This is a genomic window from Streptomyces sp. SAI-127 (assembly GCF_029894425.1).
Lineage (GTDB): Bacteria > Actinomycetota > Actinomycetes > Streptomycetales > Streptomycetaceae > Streptomyces.
The window spans coordinates 1,739,666-1,758,944 of sequence record NZ_JARXYJ010000001.1; the positions used below are offsets into that span (position 1 = coordinate 1,739,666).

General features: G+C 71.3%; 15 protein-coding genes. All 15 read right to left on the reverse strand.

Features of this window, described 5'->3' with window-relative positions; translation table 11 throughout:
- Window positions 1-5: 5 nt before the first annotated feature.
- Window positions 6-557, reverse strand: a complete 552-nt coding sequence (rfbC, locus tag M2157_RS08250) for a dTDP-4-dehydrorhamnose 3,5-epimerase (protein WP_280861168.1) — start codon at window positions 555-557, stop codon at window positions 6-8.
- Window positions 554-1,774 (reverse strand): polysaccharide pyruvyl transferase family protein, encoded by a 1,221-nt coding sequence (locus M2157_RS08255; RefSeq protein ID WP_280861169.1) that lies wholly within the window; start codon window positions 1,772-1,774, stop codon window positions 554-556. Before M2157_RS08255 ends, rfbC begins: the two co-directional genes overlap by 4 nt.
- Window positions 1,771-2,718 (reverse strand): glycosyltransferase family 2 protein, encoded by a 948-nt coding sequence (locus M2157_RS08260; protein ID WP_280861170.1) that lies wholly within the window; start codon window positions 2,716-2,718, stop codon window positions 1,771-1,773. Before M2157_RS08260 ends, M2157_RS08255 begins: the two co-directional genes overlap by 4 nt.
- Window positions 2,715-4,022 (reverse strand): hypothetical protein, encoded by a 1,308-nt coding sequence (locus tag M2157_RS08265; protein ID WP_280861171.1) that lies wholly within the window; start codon window positions 4,020-4,022, stop codon window positions 2,715-2,717. Before M2157_RS08265 ends, M2157_RS08260 begins: the two co-directional genes overlap by 4 nt.
- Window positions 4,019-5,302 carry a DUF4910 domain-containing protein gene (locus M2157_RS08270; RefSeq protein WP_280861172.1) on the reverse strand — a complete coding sequence of 428 codons (1,284 nt, stop codon included), beginning with the start codon at window positions 5,300-5,302 and terminating at the stop codon, window positions 4,019-4,021. The genes M2157_RS08265 and M2157_RS08270 overlap by 4 nt, the downstream gene beginning before the upstream one ends.
- The gene (locus M2157_RS08275; RefSeq protein WP_280861173.1) at window positions 5,290-6,315 is read right to left on the reverse strand and encodes an SDR family oxidoreductase; all 1,026 of its coding nucleotides are present in this window, start codon (window positions 6,313-6,315) and stop codon (window positions 5,290-5,292) included. The genes M2157_RS08270 and M2157_RS08275 overlap by 13 nt, the downstream gene beginning before the upstream one ends.
- Before the next feature lie 3 nt (window positions 6,316-6,318).
- Entirely contained in the window at window positions 6,319-6,966 is a 648-nt protein-coding gene (locus M2157_RS08280) for a PIG-L family deacetylase (protein WP_280864891.1), read from the reverse strand.
- Window positions 6,963-7,757 (reverse strand): glucose-1-phosphate cytidylyltransferase, encoded by a 795-nt coding sequence (locus M2157_RS08285; RefSeq protein WP_280861175.1) that lies wholly within the window; start codon window positions 7,755-7,757, stop codon window positions 6,963-6,965. Before M2157_RS08285 ends, M2157_RS08280 begins: the two co-directional genes overlap by 4 nt.
- Window positions 7,754-8,989 carry a class I SAM-dependent methyltransferase gene (locus tag M2157_RS08290; RefSeq protein WP_280864892.1) on the reverse strand — a complete coding sequence of 412 codons (1,236 nt, stop codon included), beginning with the start codon at window positions 8,987-8,989 and terminating at the stop codon, window positions 7,754-7,756. The genes M2157_RS08285 and M2157_RS08290 overlap by 4 nt, the downstream gene beginning before the upstream one ends.
- A complete protein-coding gene (locus M2157_RS08295) occupies window positions 8,986-10,209 on the reverse strand; it encodes a glycosyltransferase (protein WP_280861178.1) in 1,224 nt (407 codons plus the stop codon). Before M2157_RS08295 ends, M2157_RS08290 begins: the two co-directional genes overlap by 4 nt.
- Before the next feature lie 2 nt (window positions 10,210-10,211).
- The gene (locus M2157_RS08300) at window positions 10,212-11,516 is read right to left on the reverse strand and encodes an O-antigen ligase domain-containing protein (protein WP_280861179.1); all 1,305 of its coding nucleotides are present in this window, start codon (window positions 11,514-11,516) and stop codon (window positions 10,212-10,214) included.
- A gap of 1 nt (window position 11,517) precedes the next feature.
- A complete protein-coding gene (locus M2157_RS08305; protein WP_280861180.1) occupies window positions 11,518-13,059 on the reverse strand; it encodes a right-handed parallel beta-helix repeat-containing protein in 1,542 nt (513 codons plus the stop codon).
- A 116-nt stretch (window positions 13,060-13,175) separates the two neighbouring features.
- Entirely contained in the window at window positions 13,176-15,155 is a 1,980-nt protein-coding gene (locus tag M2157_RS08310) for an alginate lyase family protein (RefSeq protein ID WP_280864893.1), read from the reverse strand.
- Window positions 15,155-17,323 (reverse strand): bi-domain-containing oxidoreductase, encoded by a 2,169-nt coding sequence (locus tag M2157_RS08315; RefSeq protein WP_280861183.1) that lies wholly within the window; start codon window positions 17,321-17,323, stop codon window positions 15,155-15,157. Before M2157_RS08315 ends, M2157_RS08310 begins: the two co-directional genes overlap by 1 nt.
- Window positions 17,324-17,348: 25 nt before the next feature.
- Window positions 17,349-19,277 carry an asparagine synthase (glutamine-hydrolyzing) gene (gene asnB / locus M2157_RS08320; protein ID WP_280864894.1) on the reverse strand — a complete coding sequence of 643 codons (1,929 nt, stop codon included), beginning with the start codon at window positions 19,275-19,277 and terminating at the stop codon, window positions 17,349-17,351.
- Between the last annotated feature and the right edge of the window lie 2 nt (window positions 19,278-19,279).

Sequence of the window (19,279 nt, forward strand, 5' to 3'; positions counted from 1 at the left end):
CGGCTTCACCCTTCCTTGTGCTTGAGGAGTTCGGCGAGGCTCGGCGCCTCCCGGTCCCGCTGGGACATCGACGTGACCGGCAGTGGCCAGGGAATGGCGAGCTCCGGGTCGTCGAAGGCGATAGTCACGTCCTCGGCCGGATCGTGCGGACGGTCGATACGGTACGAGGTGTCGGCGGTTTCGGTAAGCGCCTGGAAGCCGTGCGCGCACCCCGCCGGGATGTAGACGGTCTTCTGCGTCTCGCCGGACAGCTCGAAGAAGGCCCGGCCCAGGTACGTGGGCGACTCCGGCCGCAGGTCCACGACGACGTCGAAGATCTGCCCGTACGAGCACCGCACCAGCTTGGCCTCGCCGGCGCCGGAGCGCAGATGCAGGCCACGCAGCACGCCACGGACCGAGCGGGACAGGCTGTCCTGGACGAAGGCGTGCGGGTCGAGACCCACCGAGCGGACCACGTCGACGTCGAAGGTGCGGCAGAAGAAGCCGCGTTCGTCGGCGTACGGCGTCGGCTCGAAGAGGAACACGCCGGCGATCTCGGGGACTTCGGTCGCTTTCATGGAGCCTTCCGCAGGGCGTGGGCGTTGGTTTTCGCGGGGAACAAGGTCGTGGTCAAGGCGGTGAACTGCTGGGCGAGTTGCTGTGCGACGACCTGGTTCCGCCCGGACAGGGTCTGCCGTACTTCGGCCGAGTGCTTCTCCAGGTCCCGGAACTGCTCGAGCAGCCGGTCGGCGTCGACCTCGCGTGCCGGGTGGCAGTACGCGCCGAGGCCCATCCCGTCCATGAGCGCATTGCTCTTCGCCGCGTAGCAGACGGCGAGCACGGGTGTTCCGGTCCTCAGCGCGCAGATCAGGTTGTGGTAGCGGACAGCCACCACCGTGTCGGCAGCCGCCATCTCGTTCATCAGGTCGGCCAGTGAGTCCGGTTCGGCCGCGGTGACCAGCGGTGAGTCGACGGCATCGAGGATCGCGGCGACCACCGACAGATCGCACTGGTCGCCGGTGAGCAGCCGGACCGGCCTGCCCTCCTCGACCAGTGCGCGGACGAACCGGATCGTCCCGTCGAGGTAGCGCCGGTATATCTCCTCGGCCCGGGCGCGGTCGTCGTTGCCGCCGTGGAAGTCCATGACACCGACGCAGACCGGGCCCGGCGCGCCCGAGGGCGCGCTCGCCCGGGGCGCGGGCAGCGAGAACGCGAGGTCCGGATAGACCTCGTCGCGCTCGGTGTCCACGCCCATCGCCCGCATCGCGTCACGGGACTGGGTGTCCCGGTACGACCGGTACGTGGCCAGCCGCGCCGACCAGCGCATCAGGGCCCGGGTCGGCCGGTTGCGGATCTCGGCGGCGCCGACGCTGACCAGCGCGACCCGGGTGCGCAGCAGCCGGCCGCTCGCGCAGAGCAGGAACAGCGAGTAGGGGAAGCCCCACGGCCGCAACGGCAGCGTGTCCTCCAGGACGCCCATGCCCGGCACGATCACCACGTCGTGCCGGCGCGCCCAGGCGGCGGTGCGGAAGACGTCGACGAGTTTGCCCACGCCCTTGCCCGCGATCGCCGCCGCGCGTGACGCGGTCCGGTACTCCCCGCGGTACCAGTGCAGCCGTGTCGCGGGGATCCCGAACCGGGCCGTGACGGCCTCGGGTCCGCCGCACAGCGCGTCCACCTCCGCGTCCGGGTGCTCGGTACGGAGGTACCCGAGCACCGCCTCGAGCGATCCGTCGTTGCCGAGGTTGCCGGAGCCGAGCAGGCCGAACACCCCTACGCGCACCGGAGTGTTCATGCCCGGCGCCCCTCCCGGCCGGCGACAAGGGCGTCGACGGAGACCGTGAGCCCGCCCGCGTCGACCGGGGCGCGGTCCTCGACCCGCTCACCGGCGCCCGGCCGGACCCGGCTGGTCATCCACGCGGCCAGGTGGCGGTAGCACTCACGCCGCTCGGCGGGGGACAGCGGGGCCCGCCGGATCGCCGAGGCGAAGCCCCAGACGTACTCGGCCAGCAGCCGGGGAGTCGGGTGCAGCGGGCCTGCCCGGCGCGGGTCCAGGTTGACGCACCGGGAGCGCTTGGACGGGTTCGCCCGCTCGGCACGGGTGGGGTGGTCGCGGCGGAAGTACAGCAGCTCCGGCACCTGGTGGAAGCGCCCGTGCAGGGTGATCTCGGCGACGTACGTGCGGTCCGCGTGGTGGTAGCTGTCCATCGGTTTCACCCGGCGCAGCACGTCGGCCCGCATCACCCCGTAGAAGTCGTCGCCGCCCGGCTCGAACAGCAGACTGCGGAAGCGCTCCGGGGCGTGCGGCGAGTCGGTGGCGAGCGTGTACTCGTAGGGGACCTTCACCTGGCCGTCGCCGTCGATGACCGCCTGGCCGGTGTGCGCGAGGATCATGTCCGGCCGCTCGTCCAGCGCCTGAACGCAGCGCCGCAGCAGGTCGCGGCCGTAGAGGTCGTCGTGGGAGGCCCACTTGAACAGCTCGCCGCGGGACTCGGCGAGCACATGGTTGTGGTTCGGCGTGGCGCCGATGTTCCGGGACAGCCGGAGGTACCGGATACGCGAGTCCTGCGCCGCGTACTTGCGGCAGATGTCCTGAGTTCCGTCGGTCGAGGCGTTGTCGGAGATGACCAGCTCGAAGTCCTCGTAGGTCTGGCCGAGCAGGGCGTCGAGCGACTCGGCCAGGTACTCCTCGCCGTTGTACACGGGCAGGCCGATGCTCAGCCTGGGTCGGTCGGTCATGAGGTCCTCACTTCGGGGACGGGATTGTGGTGGCGCTCGCGCCGGGCGGACCGCAGCTGCAGCCACCACACGGCCGAGCCGCTGACGGTCGCGGCGGCGACGCCCCAGGCCGAGCCGACCGTGCCGGCCACGGCCGCCCCGCCGAGCCCGCCGCTGACATAGCAGACCGAGGCGAACAGCTGGGTGCGCAGGCTGCGCCGGGCCGCGCCGAGCGCGCGCAGCCCGGCCGCCGCGCCGGTGCCGAGGCCGGCGCCCGCGACGCCGAGGGTGATCGGCGCGATGAGCTGCGAGGCGGAGTGCCAGACGCTGCCGAGCGCGAGCTCGCCGAGCCGGTCCGGCATCAGCAGCAGCGCCCCGCCCCAGAGCAGCGCGGCGGCGGCCTGCCCGCCGCCAAGGAGAAGGCAGAACTTCCCGAGCCGCTGCGGGGCCTGCCGCAGCACCCGTGCCGCCTCCGGGACGGTGACCAGCGACAGGCCCATCAGCACAGCGAGGAACGGGCCCATCAGGAGCTCGGCGCCCCGCACCGCGCCGACCGCGCCGATCCCGACGATCGCGCCGAGCCCGTACGCCCGCAGCTGGCTCGCGCCGCTGAGGCTGACGTTCTCGACCAGGTACCGGTAGCCGAGATCGCGCTGTTCGCGAAGCCATCCACGCGCCTCGGTCATCCGGGGCCGGATGCCGGACTGGATGTAGCCGTAGCCCGCCGCCACCGTGGCGGACGCGCCCCAGGCGAGCACGAAAGCGGCCACGCTGCCCACGCGGTCCGCGACGACCATGGCCGGGACGAGCGCGACACCCCACACGACGTCGTTGACGAACGCCTTCCGCCCGGCGCCGGCGGCGAAGAACGAGAACCGCCAGGCGTCCTGCAGCAGCAGCCCCGGCAGCATGACGCCGAGGCAGGCGAACGCGGGCCCCAGCCGGCCGCCGAGAGCGAGTCCGGCCACCAGACACGCCGCACCTATGGCCGTACCGACGCCGAGTGCGGTACCCGTCGACCGGGCCACCGCCCCGCGCCAGGACGCGTCCGGCACACCGCTGAAGCGCACCACGAGCGGGTCGGTGGACAGGCCGCGGGAGACGTTGAGCACCACGCCGTAGGTCACCCAGGCCAGGCTGAACACGCCGAACGCGGTCACCCCGAGCGAGCGGGCCACGTAGATGCCCACCGCGAAGTTGGACATGCTGGAGGCCGCCTGGTCGGCCAGTCCCCAGGACAGCCGGCCGACGAGGGCACGCTTGGCGGATCGGGCCGGTGGCGCCGCGGTCTGCGGATTCTCCCCCTCGACGGGCATCGACGTCATGTCTTGATCAGCCCGGCCTCGTGGAGGGCGTCGGCCGCGTCGGCGACGGCACTGAACGGCAGCCCGGACCGCTCGGCGACGTCCAGCAGACTGTGCTCGCCGTCGGACAGGTTGAGCACCCAGAGCATGGCCATCTGGGCCTGCTTGGTGTCGCTGCGGCCACCCAGCGCCTCGTACAACCCGCGCCGGCCCAGCTGTGGCTCGCCGTAGGGGCTGAGGTTGACGTACTGCCGGTTGCGGTCGAGGACGGCGGACGCCTCGCGGCAGACCGCAAGAGTGTCCGCCATGGCCTCCGGGGAGACGAAGTCCAGGTTGTCCGCGGAGGTGTGGTACTCGGGGTAGCCGGCGTACGGGGTCCGGGTGAGCGAACCCACGCCCAGGTTGAACCCGGGCGAGCAGTACTGCCGCTCGTCGTAGCCGTAGGGAGTGAACTCGGTGATGTGGTGCGGGCGTTCGGAGGCGGCCAGCACGTGCCGCATCACCCGGTCGATCTCCGCGTCGCCGCGTCTGCTCTGTTTGTACGTCAGCCCGCCCGGGTCACCGGCGCAGGCCAGCACGAGCCCGTGCTTGACCCGCTCCACCCGCTCCGCGTTGCGGGCCAGCCAGGTGATCGCCCCGATGGTGCCGGGCGCGAAGATGAACCGGTAGGTGTAGTACGGCGTCTGCTCGGCCAGTGCCCGGGCCAGGAACGTCGCCACCGCGATGCCGGCCAGGTTGTCGTTGGCCAGCGACGGGTGGCAGACGTGGCAGGAGACGATCACCTCGTCGGCGACCTGCCCAGGGACGACATGCTCGGCGTAGGTGAGGTGGCCATCGGCGAGGGTGGAGTCGATGCGTACCTCGTACTCGCCGTCCGGCATCGCGTCCAGGGTGTCCTGGGCCAGGCAGAATCCCCAGTCCGGTTTGTAGTAGCTGGTGCGGTAGGGCACCCAGGCCGGCTGGTCCGGCAGGGTGTGCAGGTGTTCGCGCAGTTCGGCCAGCGGCATGGTCGCCGACACCGGCACGCTGTAGCCGAGCACGTGCAGGCTGGACGCGGCGAAGTCGACGACGCGGTGGCCGGAGCCGTCGGCGATGTACGCGTCCCGGATGTTCCACTCCTGCGGCACCGTCCAGTCGAGCACCTGCGTCCCGGTCGGCACCTCGTGCCTCTGCAGCGGGATGTACTCGCCGACGATGTCCAGGGTGGCGCGCACACCGTCGCCGGTGATGCTCCGGCAGAGCGGGTACAGCCGCTCCACCAGTGCGTACATCTCCTCGCCGGGTGTGGTCATCGGCGCCACCGCAGGGTGTCGTCGACGGTGCCGGCGTCGGACGCGGCGCGCAGCACGGCAAGGCGGGTGAAACGCTGCTCGAAGTCCTCCCGGGTCAGGTCGAACTTCCGGTAGGCGTCGGCCAGTTCGAGCGCCCCCTGCTTCACGGTCCACTCGCAGTCGAAGCCGGGGATCGCGGCGCGGAACCGGGAGAAGTCCACCCGGTACGACCGCGGGTCGGCACCGTTCTCCCCGGTGATCACCACCTTCGAGCCCGGCACCGCCTCGGCGACCTGCTGGGCGATCTCGGCGACCGTGACGTTGTTGGTCTCGCTGCCGATGTTGAACGCGCGGTCGTGCACCGCTTCGCGTGGCGCGGTCAGCGCGGCCGTGAAGGCCCGTGCGATGTCGGCGGCGTGCACCAGTGGGCGCCAGGGGGTGCCGTCGGAGAGCACCAGGACCTCGCCGGACAGGAGCGCGTGGCCCACCAGGTTGTTCAGCACGATGTCGGCGCGCAGCCGGGGTGAGTAGCCGAAGGCGGTGGCGTTGCGCATGAACACCGGGGTGAAGTCGCCGTCGGCCAGTGCGTGCAGGTCGTCCTCCACCCGCACCTTGGACTCCGCGTACGGGGTCACCGGGCGCAGCGGGGCGTCCTCGGTGACCAGGTCGTCGCCGCCGGAGGCTCCGTAGACGGAGCAGGTCGACGCGTACAGGAAGCGTCGTACTCCGGCGTCGCGGGCCAGCCGGGCCAGGCGTACGGACGCGTGGTGGTTGATGTCGTAGGTGAGTTCCGGCGCCAGCGATCCCAGCGGGTCGTTGGACAGCGCGGCCAGGTGGATCACGGCGTCCACCCCGGCCACGTGTTCGGCTGTGACGTCGCGGAGGTCCACCCGGTGTCCCGCCGGGTCCGCGGGTGTCTCGCCGAGGATGGAGTCGGCGAACAGGCCGGCGTCGAGGCCGACGACTTCGTGTCCGGCGGCCGTGAGGACCGGGGCCATCACGGTGCCCAGGTAGCCCTGGTGTCCGGTCAGTAGTACGCGCATGGTTCAACCCCCCAGGTTGAGCGTGAGTTTGGTGGCGGCGAACGCCTCGGCGTAGCGCGCGTGGCATTCGATGCCGCGAATCCGTGCGAGGCCGAGGAAGGCCTCGCGGTCGTACCAGGGCCGGTGCCGCTGCGAGGGGTAGTGCTCCTGCAGCAGCCGTACCTTCTGTTCGGCGATCTCCGGTGACAACGGCTGGTACGCCGCCATGCGGCCGAGATCGCCGTCCCACTTGACGATCTCGTAGCCGAGGACCAAGTGGTCGCGGAATGCGGTGGGTATCAGCTTCGCCAGGCCGCGGTGGTCCTGGTGCGCGTCATCGGTACGCGGCGCCAGGATCAGATCCGGGTCGGTCCGCGCGCGCAGTTCCTCGACCGCGGCCTTGGCCTCGTCCCAGTGCACGGGCAGCCGGCCGTCCGGCAACTTGTGCACGGTCAGCCGCAGGTCGGCGCCCGGGCAGAAGGCGTCGAGCGCGGCCTGCTCCTCCTGCTCGCGCTCGCTGCCACCGCCGGAGAGCACCAGCGCGTCGACGCGGACACCCGGGTGCGCGAGGCACAGCGTCAGCAGTGTGCCGCCGGCGCCGATGGCGATGTCGTCGCAGTGCGCGCCCACCGCGACGATCCGGTCCAGGCGGCCGGCCCCGAGGCGGATCACGCGCCGACCCCGGCGTCGTCCCGTTCCCACACGGCCCATGGGCGGTCGCCCCGGGCGTAGGCCTCGTCGAGCGCGGCCCGCTCCTTCACGGTGTCGGTCGGCTTCCAGAAGCCGCGGTGCTGGTGCGCCACCAGCCGCCCGCGCTTGGCGAGTTGGCCGCATCCGTCGGCCACCAGGTCACCGTTCTCCGGTATGTGGTCGAAGACCTCCTGGCGGAGCACGAAGTAGCCGCCGTTCTCCCACAGCGGCAGTTCACTCACCGCGGTGATGCCGCCGACCAGGCCGTCCTCGCCCAACTCCACGCAGTGGAAAGAGGATTGGGGCGGTACGACCATCATCGACGCACCGGCGTCACGCTGCGCGAACTTCTCGATCATCTCGGGCAGCGGGGCGTCGGTGAGGACGTCGGCGTAGTTGGCGAGGAACATCTCGTCGCCGTCCAGGTGGTGCCGCACCCGGCGCAGCCGCTCTCCGATCGGGGACTCGATGCCGGTCTGCGCGAACGTGATCGTCCAGTCCGAGATGTCGGTGGACAGCAGCTCGGTCTCCCCCTTGCGCAGCACGAAGTCGTTGGACGTCGTCTCCTCGTAGTTGAGGAAGAAGTCCTTGATGTGTTGTGCGCCGTACCCGAGGCACAGAATGAACTCCGTGTGGCCGAAGTGCGCGTAGTAGCGCATGACGTGCCAGATCAGCGGCCTGGGGCCGACCATCGCCATCGGCTTGGGCACGTCGTCGGAGGCCCCGTTGCGCATCCGCATCCCGTAACCGCCGCAGAACAGAACGACCTTCATGCCTTGACCTCGACAATGCTCAGTTCCGGTATGGGAAAGACCAGTCGGCCGCCCCAGTCGTGCACGAAGGACAGCTGCTCGACGAGCTCGGCCCGCAGGTTCCACGGGAGGACGAGGACGTAGTCCGGTTTGTCGGCGGCTATCTGCTCGGGCGGCAGGATCGGGATGCGGGTGCCCGGCGTGAACCTGCCGTGCTTGTAGGGGTTGCGGTCGACCGTGTACGCGAGCAGGTCGGGCCGGATGCCGCAGTGGTTGAGCAGGGTGTTCCCCTTGCCCGGGGCGCCGTAGCCGACGACCGTCTCGCCGCGCTCGGCCGCCTCGACGAGGAACTTGAGGAGGTCCCGGCGCACCTTGGCCACCCGGGCGGAGAACTCGGTGTAGCCGGACAGCTCCTGAAGCCCGGCGGCCTTCTCGCGGGCCAGCACGTCGGCCACCCGCCCGCTCGGCTCACCGGCCACCTCCGTCGGCCGGGCCCACAGCCGGATGGAGCCGCCGTGCGTGGGCAGCAACTCCACGTCCACGAGCGCGAGTCCGCCGCTCGCAAGGGCTCGGATCGCGGACGCGACCGTGTAGTACTGGAAGTGCTCGTGGTAGATCGTGTCGTACTGGTTCTCCTCGATCAGGGTCAGCAGGTGCTGCACCTCGATGGAGACCCAGCCGTCGTCGGCGACCAGGGCGCGCAGCCCCTGGGTGAACCCGACCACGTCGGGGATGTGCGCGTACACGTTGTTGGCCACGACCAGGTCCGCCGGGCCGTGCTCGGCGCGCACGGCCGAGCCGGTCTCCGGGCTCAGGAACTCCGTGAGCGTGGGCACCCCCGCGTCGCTCGCCGCGGCACCGACGTTCACCGACGGCTCGATGCCGAGGCAGCGGATCCCCCGGTCCACCACGTGCCTGAGCAGGTAGCCGTCGTTGCTCGCGACCTCGACCACGAAGGCGTCGGGACCGAGAGCGACGCGCTGTACGGCGTCGGCGACGAACGTGCGCGCGTGCTCCACCCAGGAGGTCGAGTACGACGAGAAGTACGCGTACTCCTTGAACGTCTCCTCCGGTGTGATCAGCGGCGGGATCTGCGCCAGCCAGCAGTCCGTGCAGACCCGCAGGTGCAGCGGGTACGCCGGTTCCGGCAGGTCCAGTTGGTCCGCGGCGAGAAAGCTCTCGCACGGCGGTGTCGCCCCCAGATCGACGACGCTCGCCAGCGTCGTCGAGCCGCAGAGTCGGCATCGTGTCATTTACTGCCCCCCATTGATTCCGTCCCCCATTGATTCCGCCGACCCGCGATCGCGGTGCGGTACCCCTCCACCAGGCGCTCGAGGCCGACGGCCGGGCTGAAGCCCTGCTCGTAACGGCGCCGGGCCGCCTGGCCCATCTCCCGGCCCAGGGCCGGCTCGGCCGCGATCCGGCGTATGCAGGACGCGAGCGAGGCTGCCTCGCCCGGCCGGTGCAGCAGTCCGGTCACGCCGTCCTCGACGAGTTCGACGAAAGCGCCGTGGCCGGCGGCGACGGTCGGCACCCCTGCCGCCATCGCCTCGACCACGACCAGGCCGAACGCCTCCAGCCACGTCGAGGGAGCCGCCACGGCGACCGACCGCGCGATGACCTTCCGGCACTCCGCCGTGTCCAGCAGGCCGGCGTACCGCACGTCGTCCCGGCCCGCCGCCCAGGCGGTCACCTCTCGCTCCAGCGGCCCCGTACCGGCGATCACGAGCGGCACGCCCACGCCGCCGCCCGCCGCGATCTCGTCCCACGCGGTCATGAGCAGCCGCACGCCCTTGGCCTCCGCGAGCCGGCCGAGATAGAGCACGTGCTCGCCGTCACCCGTTCGGCACGTGCCCGGCTCCGGCACGAAGTTGTGCTTCACCGCCAGCCGCTCGGCCGGCATGCCGGACCGCACCAGGACGTCGCGCTGCGCCGCGGAGATGCAGAAGAACCGCTCCACGCCGGACCACCATCGCCGCCGGTTGACCGAAAGGCTGACCGCGAGCGGCACGGTCGCCAGGCGGGAGTTGCGGTAGCAGCCGTGCCGGACGGCGGGCAGCGGCGTGGAGCCGACGCACTCGGTGCACGGCCGGCCGTCCCGCTGCAGCGTGCCGGGAGGGCAGACCTGGGTGTAGTTGTGCAGCGTGGCGACGACGGGCACGCCGACGTCGGCGCAGGCGGCAAGCACCGCGGGCGACAGCAGCGGGAAGACGTTGTGGACGTGGACCACGTCCGGCCGCTCGGTGCGAAGCCTGGCGGCGAGTTCGGTGCGGACCGCCGGGTTCCAGGGCACGAGGAGCGGGATTGCGGCCTTGGCGAGCAGGGACCGGGCGGCGATGTCGTCGCTGCGCCGCTCGAACACCTCGACCCGGTGGCCGGCCGCGCGCAGCAGCTCCACCTCCTGATCGACGACCTTGTTCTCTCCGCTCGGCTGCGCCGAGGCGTAACGGTTGTGCACCACGAGGACGTGCATGCTCAGATCGCCTCCGATCTCTGGGCCCAGCGCGGGACGCGTCGTCGAGGGACTTCCGGCGTCGAGAGCGGAGCGGGCTCGGCAGGTGCCGCGAGGAGCGAGGCGGCGAGAGCCAGGTGCAGCAGATACGGTGAGGCGTCGCCGAGGCCGGCCTCGGTGTACGACGCGATCGCGCAGTAGCTGATCAGGAAGATGGCGCAGGCCCTCTGCAGCGACGGTGGCCGCAGCAGCGCGACGCCGCCCAGCACGATGATGATCGCCGCGACGAGAGCGACGCCGATCAGGCCCTGTTCGTTGTAGACGGCCAGCCAGCTGTTGTCGATCGGCAGCCCACCGAACGACTTGTCGCCCAGGCCCACGCCGAACAACTGCTCCGAGGTCGATCGGGGCGCAGCCAGCAGGGCGTCCCAGACCTTGGCCCGGCCGGTGAGGCTGGAGAAGTTCTCCTTGCTCTGCCCGCGCAGGAACCACGCCTGCAGCGCGGAGGCGAACCCGACCGCGGCCACCACGGCGCACAGCACCGCCCAGGTGAAGAACCGGCGGGCGGCGGCGCTGGTCAGGATGAGCGAACCGATCGCCAGCACGAGCCCCAGGAGCAGGCCGAGCGTGGCCGTCCGGGTATGGGTCAGCGCGAGCAGGACGAGCGACGGCACGATGACGACCGCCGCGCTCACCCGGTCGGTCCTGCGGCCCAGCAGGAGCAGCACGGTGAGCCCGATGATCACCGCGGCGTACTGGCCGATCTGCGGCGGGGTGAGCGGCCACAACGCGCCGACGAGGCGTCCGCCGTAGAGGTCGGGCAACGCCGCGCCCGGCGAGACGGCCAGGCCCGCGGCCACCGATCCGAGCACCGCGAAGTACATCCGGACGTGGTGCCGGACGAACGTCAGGCCGCCGTCCCACCAGCGGCTGAGCAGCCACAGCGTGCCGACGAAGAGAGCCAGCCGGAAGCAGCGGAACAGCGCGCCGAACCCGGACTCCAGGTGCGCGCTGGAGATCACGCTCGCCACCAGGAGCAGGGTGAGCAGGAGGACGTAGGCGCTGGCTCGGATACGCAGCCGGGCATTGACCGCGAGCGCCAGCGCGAACGCGGCGACCAGTGCGCCCATGGTGACCATCTGGATGAGGGAACGGGGCAGCGGGATGATCGTCTTCGCCCCGGTGGAGCCGAGCGTGTTGAGGATCAGCAGCCCCCAGGCCGTGCCGACGATCTTCGGTGTGCCGGCCGGGCGCGGTTCGGCGCCGGGCCGCGTGCCCGCCGGGTCGGTTGTGCCCGGCAGCCCGTCGCGCCGCTGGTCTCCGCTCATCTCAACCACCTGCCCGTGCGCGGTAGGTGCTGCCCGCGTCCTGCTGGTACGGCGTGACCCGCCACTCCTGGAAGGTGAGCACCCGGCTCGGGTCGTAGGCGACGAACTTCCACGGTCCGAGGTAGACGTTGTCGTGCCAGCGGTTGTGCTGCTTGTGGGTGATCGCCTCGGCCACCTTCTCGCCCTTGTACGGCGACCAGTCGGGATAGGTGCCGTAGTTGGAGAGGACCGCCATGCGGTCGCAATTCTCCGTGCACTTGACGACGGACTCGTCCAGCACGAAGCGGTTGTCGTGGATGTCCACCCGCTGGGTCTTCCACCGGCAGTCGTCGTAGAGCGGTGGCTCGGCGATCGCCGGCTTCGCGCAGCGGTCGGTGTTCTTCACCAGCAGGGTGCAGTCACCTGACGAGGTGTTGGCCGGGCTGTTGCAGAACCGGTCGGCGTTCTCCCACAGGGTGATCCCCGACCAGTTGTCCTCCAGCAGGTTCCGATAGATCTCGATCTTGTCGGTGCGGGCCTTGATCCGTGGTTCGCCACCGGACTCGGACAGGTAGACGGTCGCGAACGGGAAATTGTCGCCGCTCTCGGCCGCGGTGCGGCCCTCGACCCAGTTGTTCCGCCGGATCGTGTTGTTCCGGATGACCGCGTTGTAGCTGATCTCGTAGATCAGCGCGGCGCCGTCGTTGGCCTCGATCACGTTGTTCTCGATGCGGAAGTCGTTGTTGTTGGTGTCCGCCCACAACCCGGTGCCGCGGTTGTCGTGCACCCAGTTGCCGCGCACGTCGGCGCCGTCGACGGCCCAGAACTTGATGCCTCCGGTGCAGCCGCAGCCCTTCCGCCGCCGCTCCCAGTCGCCGGTGTTGTTGCCCACGATCTCGTTGTCCTCGACCACCAGACCGGTGATACGGCCTGTGGCCTTGTACGCGTTCATGCCGTACTGGCCGTTGTCGCGCAGGCAGTTGGCGCGGACCTGCTGGCGGTCGCCCGCCATCAGTCCGGCGCCGGAGTTGTCCTGGATGGTCGCGTGCTCGATCACCCACCCGTCGGCCGAGTCGTGGTTCACCACGCCCTCGTCCGGCGGCGCCACGAAACGCTCCACGGTCAGGTAGCGGATGGTGACGTCGCGGGCGGTGCCGCTGAACGCGTACTGGTTCTTCTTCCGGCCGTCGAGCACCGCACCGGGCGCACCGAGGTAGCGGTCCCCCTCCTTGGGGAAGACCTGGGCGTAGCGGTCCGGGTCGAGCCTGTGCTTGCCCGGTCGAAGCCAGAACGTGGTGTGCGGGGGGTTGCTCCTGGTCTTCGCCGCCAGATCACCGACCACCGCGGGGTCGACCGTCACCGCGCCCGCCGGCGCCTTCACCGGCCCGGCCGCGGGCTCGGAGCACACCCGGTCCACGGCTCGGGCGCCGGACGTGGACGGCGCGGCGGTCGGCTCCGCGCCCCGGGCGCCCGGGGCGCCTGAGGTGCTGTCACAGCCGGTCGCCAGAAGGGCCAGCGCCAGCGGTGCCGCCGCCCACGCCCAGTGCCGCATCGTCATCCCCACGCGCCCTTCTTGGGGGTGTGGTGAAAGTCCCGCACAGCGCCCACGGCGCCCGGCACGCACCTTCGTCGGGTACGCCGAGGGCACGCACCGGACACCGCGGGCATGGCGCAGGAAGTTCACGACGCCCCCAAGCCGCGGAACCCGAGCACGGTGGTGAAGCCCTCCGTGCCGTCGGCGAAACCGGTACCGACAAGCGTCGTCGAGGGTTCCTTGCGCCCGAATCCGGCGGAGTACCAGCCGAGCGGCGGGTCGGTCTCGCCGCGATGGGCCCGCCAGGTCAGCTGCCCGGGCAGGTCGAGCACCGCGGAGCGTCCTTCGCCGTCCGCGATCCAGGTGAGCACTGCGCTGTTCCCCACCAGGTCCGCGGCGATCGCCGGACCGAGGTGGAACGCGAGGCGTACGTCCCGGCGCGGGCCGCGCACTTCGTCTACCACCCTCAATTCCTGGCTCTCGGCGCTCAGTTCCACCGTGCGGCGGTGCACGGAGCCCTGGTAGCCGTCGTGCTCGGCACACCAGCGGGCCGTCCCCCCGTCGGAGGTGCCGGATGTGTCGGCGACCAGGACGCGGCTCTTGGCATGCCGGGTCCACAGGAACGGGCCGCCGGAGACGGACTGGTCACCGCCGTCCAGCTGCAGGGTGTTGTGGCCGAGGGTCGAGCGGAAGTACTGCCGCCACTCGGGCTGCCCGTGGTAGCAGAACGTCCCCGGGTCGGCGAGCACGTCGACGCCGTCGTGCCGCACCTCCACGGACAGCGCGTCCGCGTGGGCATGAGCGGCGATGGACAGGAAGCCGTGCGGACCGCCGTCGCAGCGGCACCAGATCTCCTCCGGACCGCGCAGGATGGTCATGCCGGCGTCGGCGAAGTGGGCCGGCCGGCTTGCCGGGCGGGTCACGGCGGGTGCGGCTCCCTTTTCCGGGTACGGCCGGATGAGCGCCGCCAGCAGCGGGGTGCGCACATCGGTGCCGGTCACCGCCGGCCACCAGGCGAGCCTGCCGAACGCGGCGTCTCCGGTGGCCAGCAGCGAGGCCCAGCGGTCGGTACCCGCGCCGTCCACGACCAGACCGTGGCCGTCGTCCGCGTCTCCCTGGCGCGGCGGCCGCAGCCGGTTGTCCACGACGGCCGCGAGCGCGTCGGTCATCCTCAGCAGTACGAGCCGGACCGTCGGGGGGATCGGCACGCGGGCGGCGTCCGCCTCGGCCACCGCGGCCAGGCCCAACTCCAGTACGAGTCCGTGGTATTCGGTGGCCAGCTCGCGGTTGAGGCCGGAGAGGTAGGTGTTGCCGCGCAGATGCCGCTCCAGCGACCGCAGCGCGCCGGCCCGCCAACGCTCCGACGAGGGGAACCAGCCGAACGCGCAGGCCGCTGCGAACTGCCCGGCGGCCTCCGCGATGACGTGGTTGTTCGCCGAGGACCCCCGGCTGGGGAAGGCGGCCAGCCAGCGCTGGTGGTGCCAGATCTGGTTCAGCGCCACCTGGTTGCCCTCGAACAGGCCGGCCGCACCGGGCCAGCCGTCGAGCAGCCGGCGGATCCACACCCAGGACAGCAGCCGGATCCCCAGCTCGATGCCGCTGATCCAGTGCACGCCGCGCAGCGGTGGGTTGGCCGCCCACCACGACCGCAGGTGCGCGGCCACGCGCTCGGCGTACCGCTCGTCCCCGGTGACCGCGTAGGCGGCGGCGAGCACGGTGAGGTACTGATGCCGGGACGGCTCCCAGATCTGCTTGATGTCCCCGACCGCGTCCTCGCTGCGGTACGGCACGTCGAAGGCGTAGCCCGACGGAGCCCGGCGACCGGTCTTCGGGTCGCACCACCAGTCCGGGTCGGCCAGGTCGTCGCGGACCACCCCGAAGTACTCGGCGTGCCCGTCCATCAGCCGGTCCGCCTCGGCGATGAGGCGTTTCGCGGCGTCCGGGGGTACGGCGGCGATCGTCCCGGCGGGCAGTACCGCGGTGAACCGGGCGTCGGGCACGCTCGGGCAGTTCGGCGGCGCCGACCGCCACCGCCGCCTGCGCACCGCGTCGCCCACCCGGCCGCCGACCTCCCGCGGTCCCATCCGGGACAGCCGCCGCAGGTACCAGCCCGCGCTCATCGTCATTACGCCCTCGCCAACGTCACCGGCGCGCCGCCGGCCAGGCCGGACTGCACGGCGAGGGTGGCCGTCGTGGTGGCGACCAGGGACTCCAGCGGCACCGGCATCGGCCCGCCGGTACGTACGGCCTTGATGAACGCGGCCAGCTCGGCGTTCTGGCCCTTGTCCCGGGCCTTGGGCAGCCGGGAGCTGACCCACTTCTTGCGGCCGTAGACCGAGGCCCGGACGAAGTCGTCGAGCCGCAGCACCTTGCCGTCGGCGACCAGGTCCAGCGTCTCCTTGGGGAAGCCGGGCGCGCCGGTGGTGACGTAGCTGATGGCGGCGGTGGACCCGTCCGGGTAGCGCAGGACGATCTGCAGGTCCTCGTTGCCGGACGGGGCGACCGCGTACACCGAGACCGGATCGGCATCGAGCAGCCAGCTCGCCGTGTCGATGAAGTGGCCGCCCTCGCCGGCGAACCGCGAGCCCTCGGTGCCCTGTTGGAGGTACCAGCTGCCGTGCGCCAGCGTGCCCGCGTTGACCAGGTAGCGAAGGCTCGCCGGACCGGTCCGGGCGCCGAACCGCTGCCTGGCCTCCTGCAGCAGCGGCGCGAACCGGCGGTTGAAGCCCACCTGCAGCCGGTCGTTGCCGGACTCCTCCACCGCGGCGAGCACACCGGCCAGCTCGTCCTCGGTCAGCGCCAGGGGCTTCTCCACGAACACCGTCTTGCCGGCGAGGAGCGCCTTCCGGGTCAGTTCGGCGTGCGAGCTGTGCCGCGTCACCACGAACACCGCGTCGATGGACTTGTCGCCGAGCACGGCGTCGAGATCGGTGGTCGCCTCGGCGAAGCCGAACTTCCGCTGCGCGTTGGCCGCGGACAGCGCCGTCGTGGTGACGACGGTCGACAACTCGACGCCGTCGCGCTGTGTCAGGTGCGGCAGCAGCATCGACGTCGCGTAGTTCCCCGCGCCGACGAACGCGAGGCGCACCGGCGTCTTGGCGGCCCGGGCCGGACTCGGCTTCACGTTCACCGTGGGCACGGCCAACGCCGGAGATTCCGCTTCCACCCCTTGTTCGGGGTACCGGAACAGCGCGGTGATGGCCTTCAGGTCGCCGTCCTTCAGGCGCTGGTACGTCTCGACGGCGTCGTCGAAGTCGGCGACGTGGGAGATCAGGGGCTCCACGTCGACCTTGCCGCGGGCGACGAGGTCGAGGAAGCACGCCAGGTTCCGGCGCTCGGTCCAGCGGACGTAGCCGATCGGGTAGTCGCGGCCCTCGAGCTCGTACGCCGGGTCGTAGCGCCCGGGGCCGTAACTGCGGGAGAACCGGACGTCGAGCTCCTTCTCGTAGTACGCGTTCCACGGCAGGTCCAGGCGGCACTTGCCGATGTCGACGACCCGGCCGCGGTCCCGGCAGAGCCGGGCGGCCAGCTCGACGGGCTGGTTGCTGCCACCGCCGGCGGCCAGGTACACCTGGTCCACGCCGTGACCGCCGGTGAGTTCGGCGACGGCGGCCTCCACGGCCGCGGACTCGGGATCGCCGCAGGCGGCGGCGCCCAGGCGCTCGGCCAGCTCGCAGCGCACCGGGTCGGGGTCGACCCCGACGACGCGGACTCCCGAGGCGGCGAGGAGCTGCACCACCAGCTGCCCGATCAGCCCGAGACCGATGACCAGCGCCACCTCGCCGAGCTGCGGCTCGCCCTGGCGGACGCCCTGCATCGCGATCGACCCGACGGTGCCGAAGGCGGCGTGCCGCGGCGCGAGGCCGTCCGGCACCGGGGCGTAGAGGTTCTTCGGCACCCAGTTCAGCTCGGCGTGCAGCGCGTGCTCGTTGCCGGCGCAGGCCACGAAGTCGCCGACCTTCACGTCGTCGATGCCGGCGCCGACCTGCTCGACCACCCCGCACAGCGAGTAACCCAGCGGCGTGTAGGAGTCCAACTTGCCCATCACCTTGCGGTACGTGGCGGGCACCCCGTTGGTGGCCACGCTCTGCATGACCTTGGCCACCTGGTCCGGCCGGGAGCGGGCCTTGCCCAGCATCGACATGCCGGCCTCGGACACCTTCATGAGCTCGGTCCCGGTCGAGATCAGCGAGTAGGCGCTGCGGACCAGCACACCGCCCGGCTTGCACCCCGGCACGGGCACGTCGAGCACCGCCAGCTCGCCGCTCTTGTAGTTCTGAACAACCTGTTTCACCCGAGCTCCTCTTGTTTCCACGCCGTCAGGCAGCTTGGCTCTGGCCGGAGCCAGAGGTCGCGTCGCGATACCAGTACTCAAGGGTCAGCACATGCCACAGATGCTTGGAGAAGTCCTGCTGCCCCGCGGCGTCCTGGGCGACCATCCGCGCCAGCGCGTCGCGGCGCAGGATCCCGGAGTTGACGAGCACGCCGTCGTTGACCACCTCGCGCACCAGCGGTGCCAGATCGCGGCTCATCCAAGCCCGCAGCGGGGCGCTGAACAGGCCCTTGGGCCGGTACACGATCTCCCGGGGCAGGATCGAAGTGGCCGCCTCCTTGAGGACGGCCTTCCCCTGCCGTCCGACGATCTTGCGATCGCCGGGCACGGCGAACGCCGCCTTGACCACCTCGACGTCCACGTACGGCACCCGCACCTCGGTCGAGGCGGCCATGCTCGACCGGTCCGTGTACGCGAGGTTCAGGCCCGGCAGGAACATCCGGGCGTCGCCCAGGCACATGCGGTTGACGAAGTCGTCGAGGTCGTTGTCCCGGTAGATGTCCGCGTGCTCGGTCAGCACGTCGTCGACCGTCCCCGCCAGGTCCGGATCGACCAGGGCGAGCAGCTCGTCCTGGTCGTACATGGTGTAGCTGCGCCGGAACGCGGTCTCCTCCGGCAGATCTGCGAAGGACAGGAACCGCTTCGCGAAGCGCACCGACCGCAACCCCCGGCGGCTCGTGGCGACCGGCATCCGGCCCACGGCCGCGGACACCCCGCGCCGCAGGGGCCGGGGCACACGCTGGTAGCGCAGCGCGAGCAGATTGGCCAGGTGCTTGCGGTACCCGGCGAACAGCTCGTCGGCACCCATCCCCGAGAGCATCACCTTGACCCCCGCCTCCCGGGCGGCCGAGCAGATCAGGAACGTGTTGATCGCGGCGGGGTCGCCGATCGGCTCGTCCAGGTGGTGCGTCATCTTCGGCAGCAGGTCGAGCACGTTCGGGGCGATCTCGATCTCGTGCAGGTCGACGCCGAACTGCTCGGCCACCTGCCGGGCATAGCGCAGGTCGTCCGGCATCGCCTCGAATTTGGCGTCCTCGGCGCGGAACCCGATCGTGTAGGCGGAGATCCCGGGATGGTCGCGGGCCGCCAGCGCGGTCAGGTAGCTGGAGTCGAGGCCGCCGGAAAGGAAGGTGGCGACGGGTACGTCGGAGAGCAGGTGGCGCCGGGTCGACTCCTCGACGACGGCGGCTATGTCCGGCTGCTCACCGGCCCGGGCCCGCTCCTGGCCCTCTGCGGCGACGTCCTTCAGGTTCCAGTACTGGCCGCGCTCCACCCGGCCGTCGGGGCGGCACCTGAGCCAGCTCCCCGGCGGCAGTTTCTCCGCTTCGCGGTACGCGCACCGTGAGTCGGGAACCCAGTAGTACAACAGGGAGGCCACCAGCGCCGCCTGGTCCACCTCCAGCGTCCCGCCGGTCGCGGCGGCGAGCGCCTTGAGCTCGGAGGCGAACACCAGGCCCCCGCCGCGCCGCAGCAGGAACAGCGGCTTGATGCCGAGCTGGTCGCGGGCGAGCACCAGTTCACCGGTTCGCTCGTCGAAGATCCCGAACGCGAACATGCCGCGCAGCCGGGGCAGGCAGTCCGTGCCCCAGCGCCGCCAGGCCTCGAGAAGCACCTCGGTGTCGGAGGTACCGCGGAAGCGCACCCCGGCGGCCGCCAGCTCGGCACGCAGTTCGGGCGCGTTGTACAGCTCGCCGTTGTACGTCAGGGCGAGGCCGTCCGACACCATCGGCTGGGCGCCCGTCTCGGACAGGTCGATGATGGCCAGCCGGCGGTGCCCGAGCTGGACTTCGCCGTCACCGACGGGGTGGCCGTAGCGGCCCGCCCCGTCCGGACCGCGGTGGGCGAGGGTGTCGGTGAGCCGGTCGGTCACGACCTTCCCGTCCGGCCATCGGTAAGTACCTGCGATGCCACACATGT

Bases quoted from the DNA above. Each gene is read 5' to 3' on its own strand.
- M2157_RS08285 (WP_280861175.1), bottom strand. From the start codon at position 7,757: ATGAAGGTCGTTCTGTTCTGCGGCGGTTACGGGATGCGGATGCGCAAC.
- M2157_RS08255 (WP_280861169.1), bottom strand. From the start codon at position 1,774: ATGAACACTCCGGTGCGCGTAGGGGTGTTCGGCCTGCTCGGCTCCGGC.
- M2157_RS08290 (WP_280864892.1), bottom strand. From the start codon at position 8,989: ATGACACGATGCCGACTCTGCGGCTCGACGACGCTGGCGAGCGTCGTC.
- M2157_RS08265 (WP_280861171.1), bottom strand. From the start codon at position 4,022: ATGACGTCGATGCCCGTCGAGGGGGAGAATCCGCAGACCGCGGCGCCA.
- M2157_RS08310 (WP_280864893.1), bottom strand. From the start codon at position 15,155: ATGACGATGAGCGCGGGCTGGTACCTGCGGCGGCTGTCCCGGATGGGA.
- M2157_RS08260 (WP_280861170.1), bottom strand. From the start codon at position 2,718: ATGACCGACCGACCCAGGCTGAGCATCGGCCTGCCCGTGTACAACGGC.
- asnB (WP_280864894.1), bottom strand. From the start codon at position 19,277: ATGTGTGGCATCGCAGGTACTTACCGATGGCCGGACGGGAAGGTCGTG.
- rfbC (WP_280861168.1), bottom strand. From the start codon at position 557: ATGAAAGCGACCGAAGTCCCCGAGATCGCCGGCGTGTTCCTCTTCGAG.
- M2157_RS08300 (WP_280861179.1), bottom strand. From the start codon at position 11,516: ATGAGCGGAGACCAGCGGCGCGACGGGCTGCCGGGCACAACCGACCCG.
- M2157_RS08295 (WP_280861178.1), bottom strand. From the start codon at position 10,209: ATGCACGTCCTCGTGGTGCACAACCGTTACGCCTCGGCGCAGCCGAGC.
- M2157_RS08275 (WP_280861173.1), bottom strand. From the start codon at position 6,315: ATGCGCGTACTACTGACCGGACACCAGGGCTACCTGGGCACCGTGATG.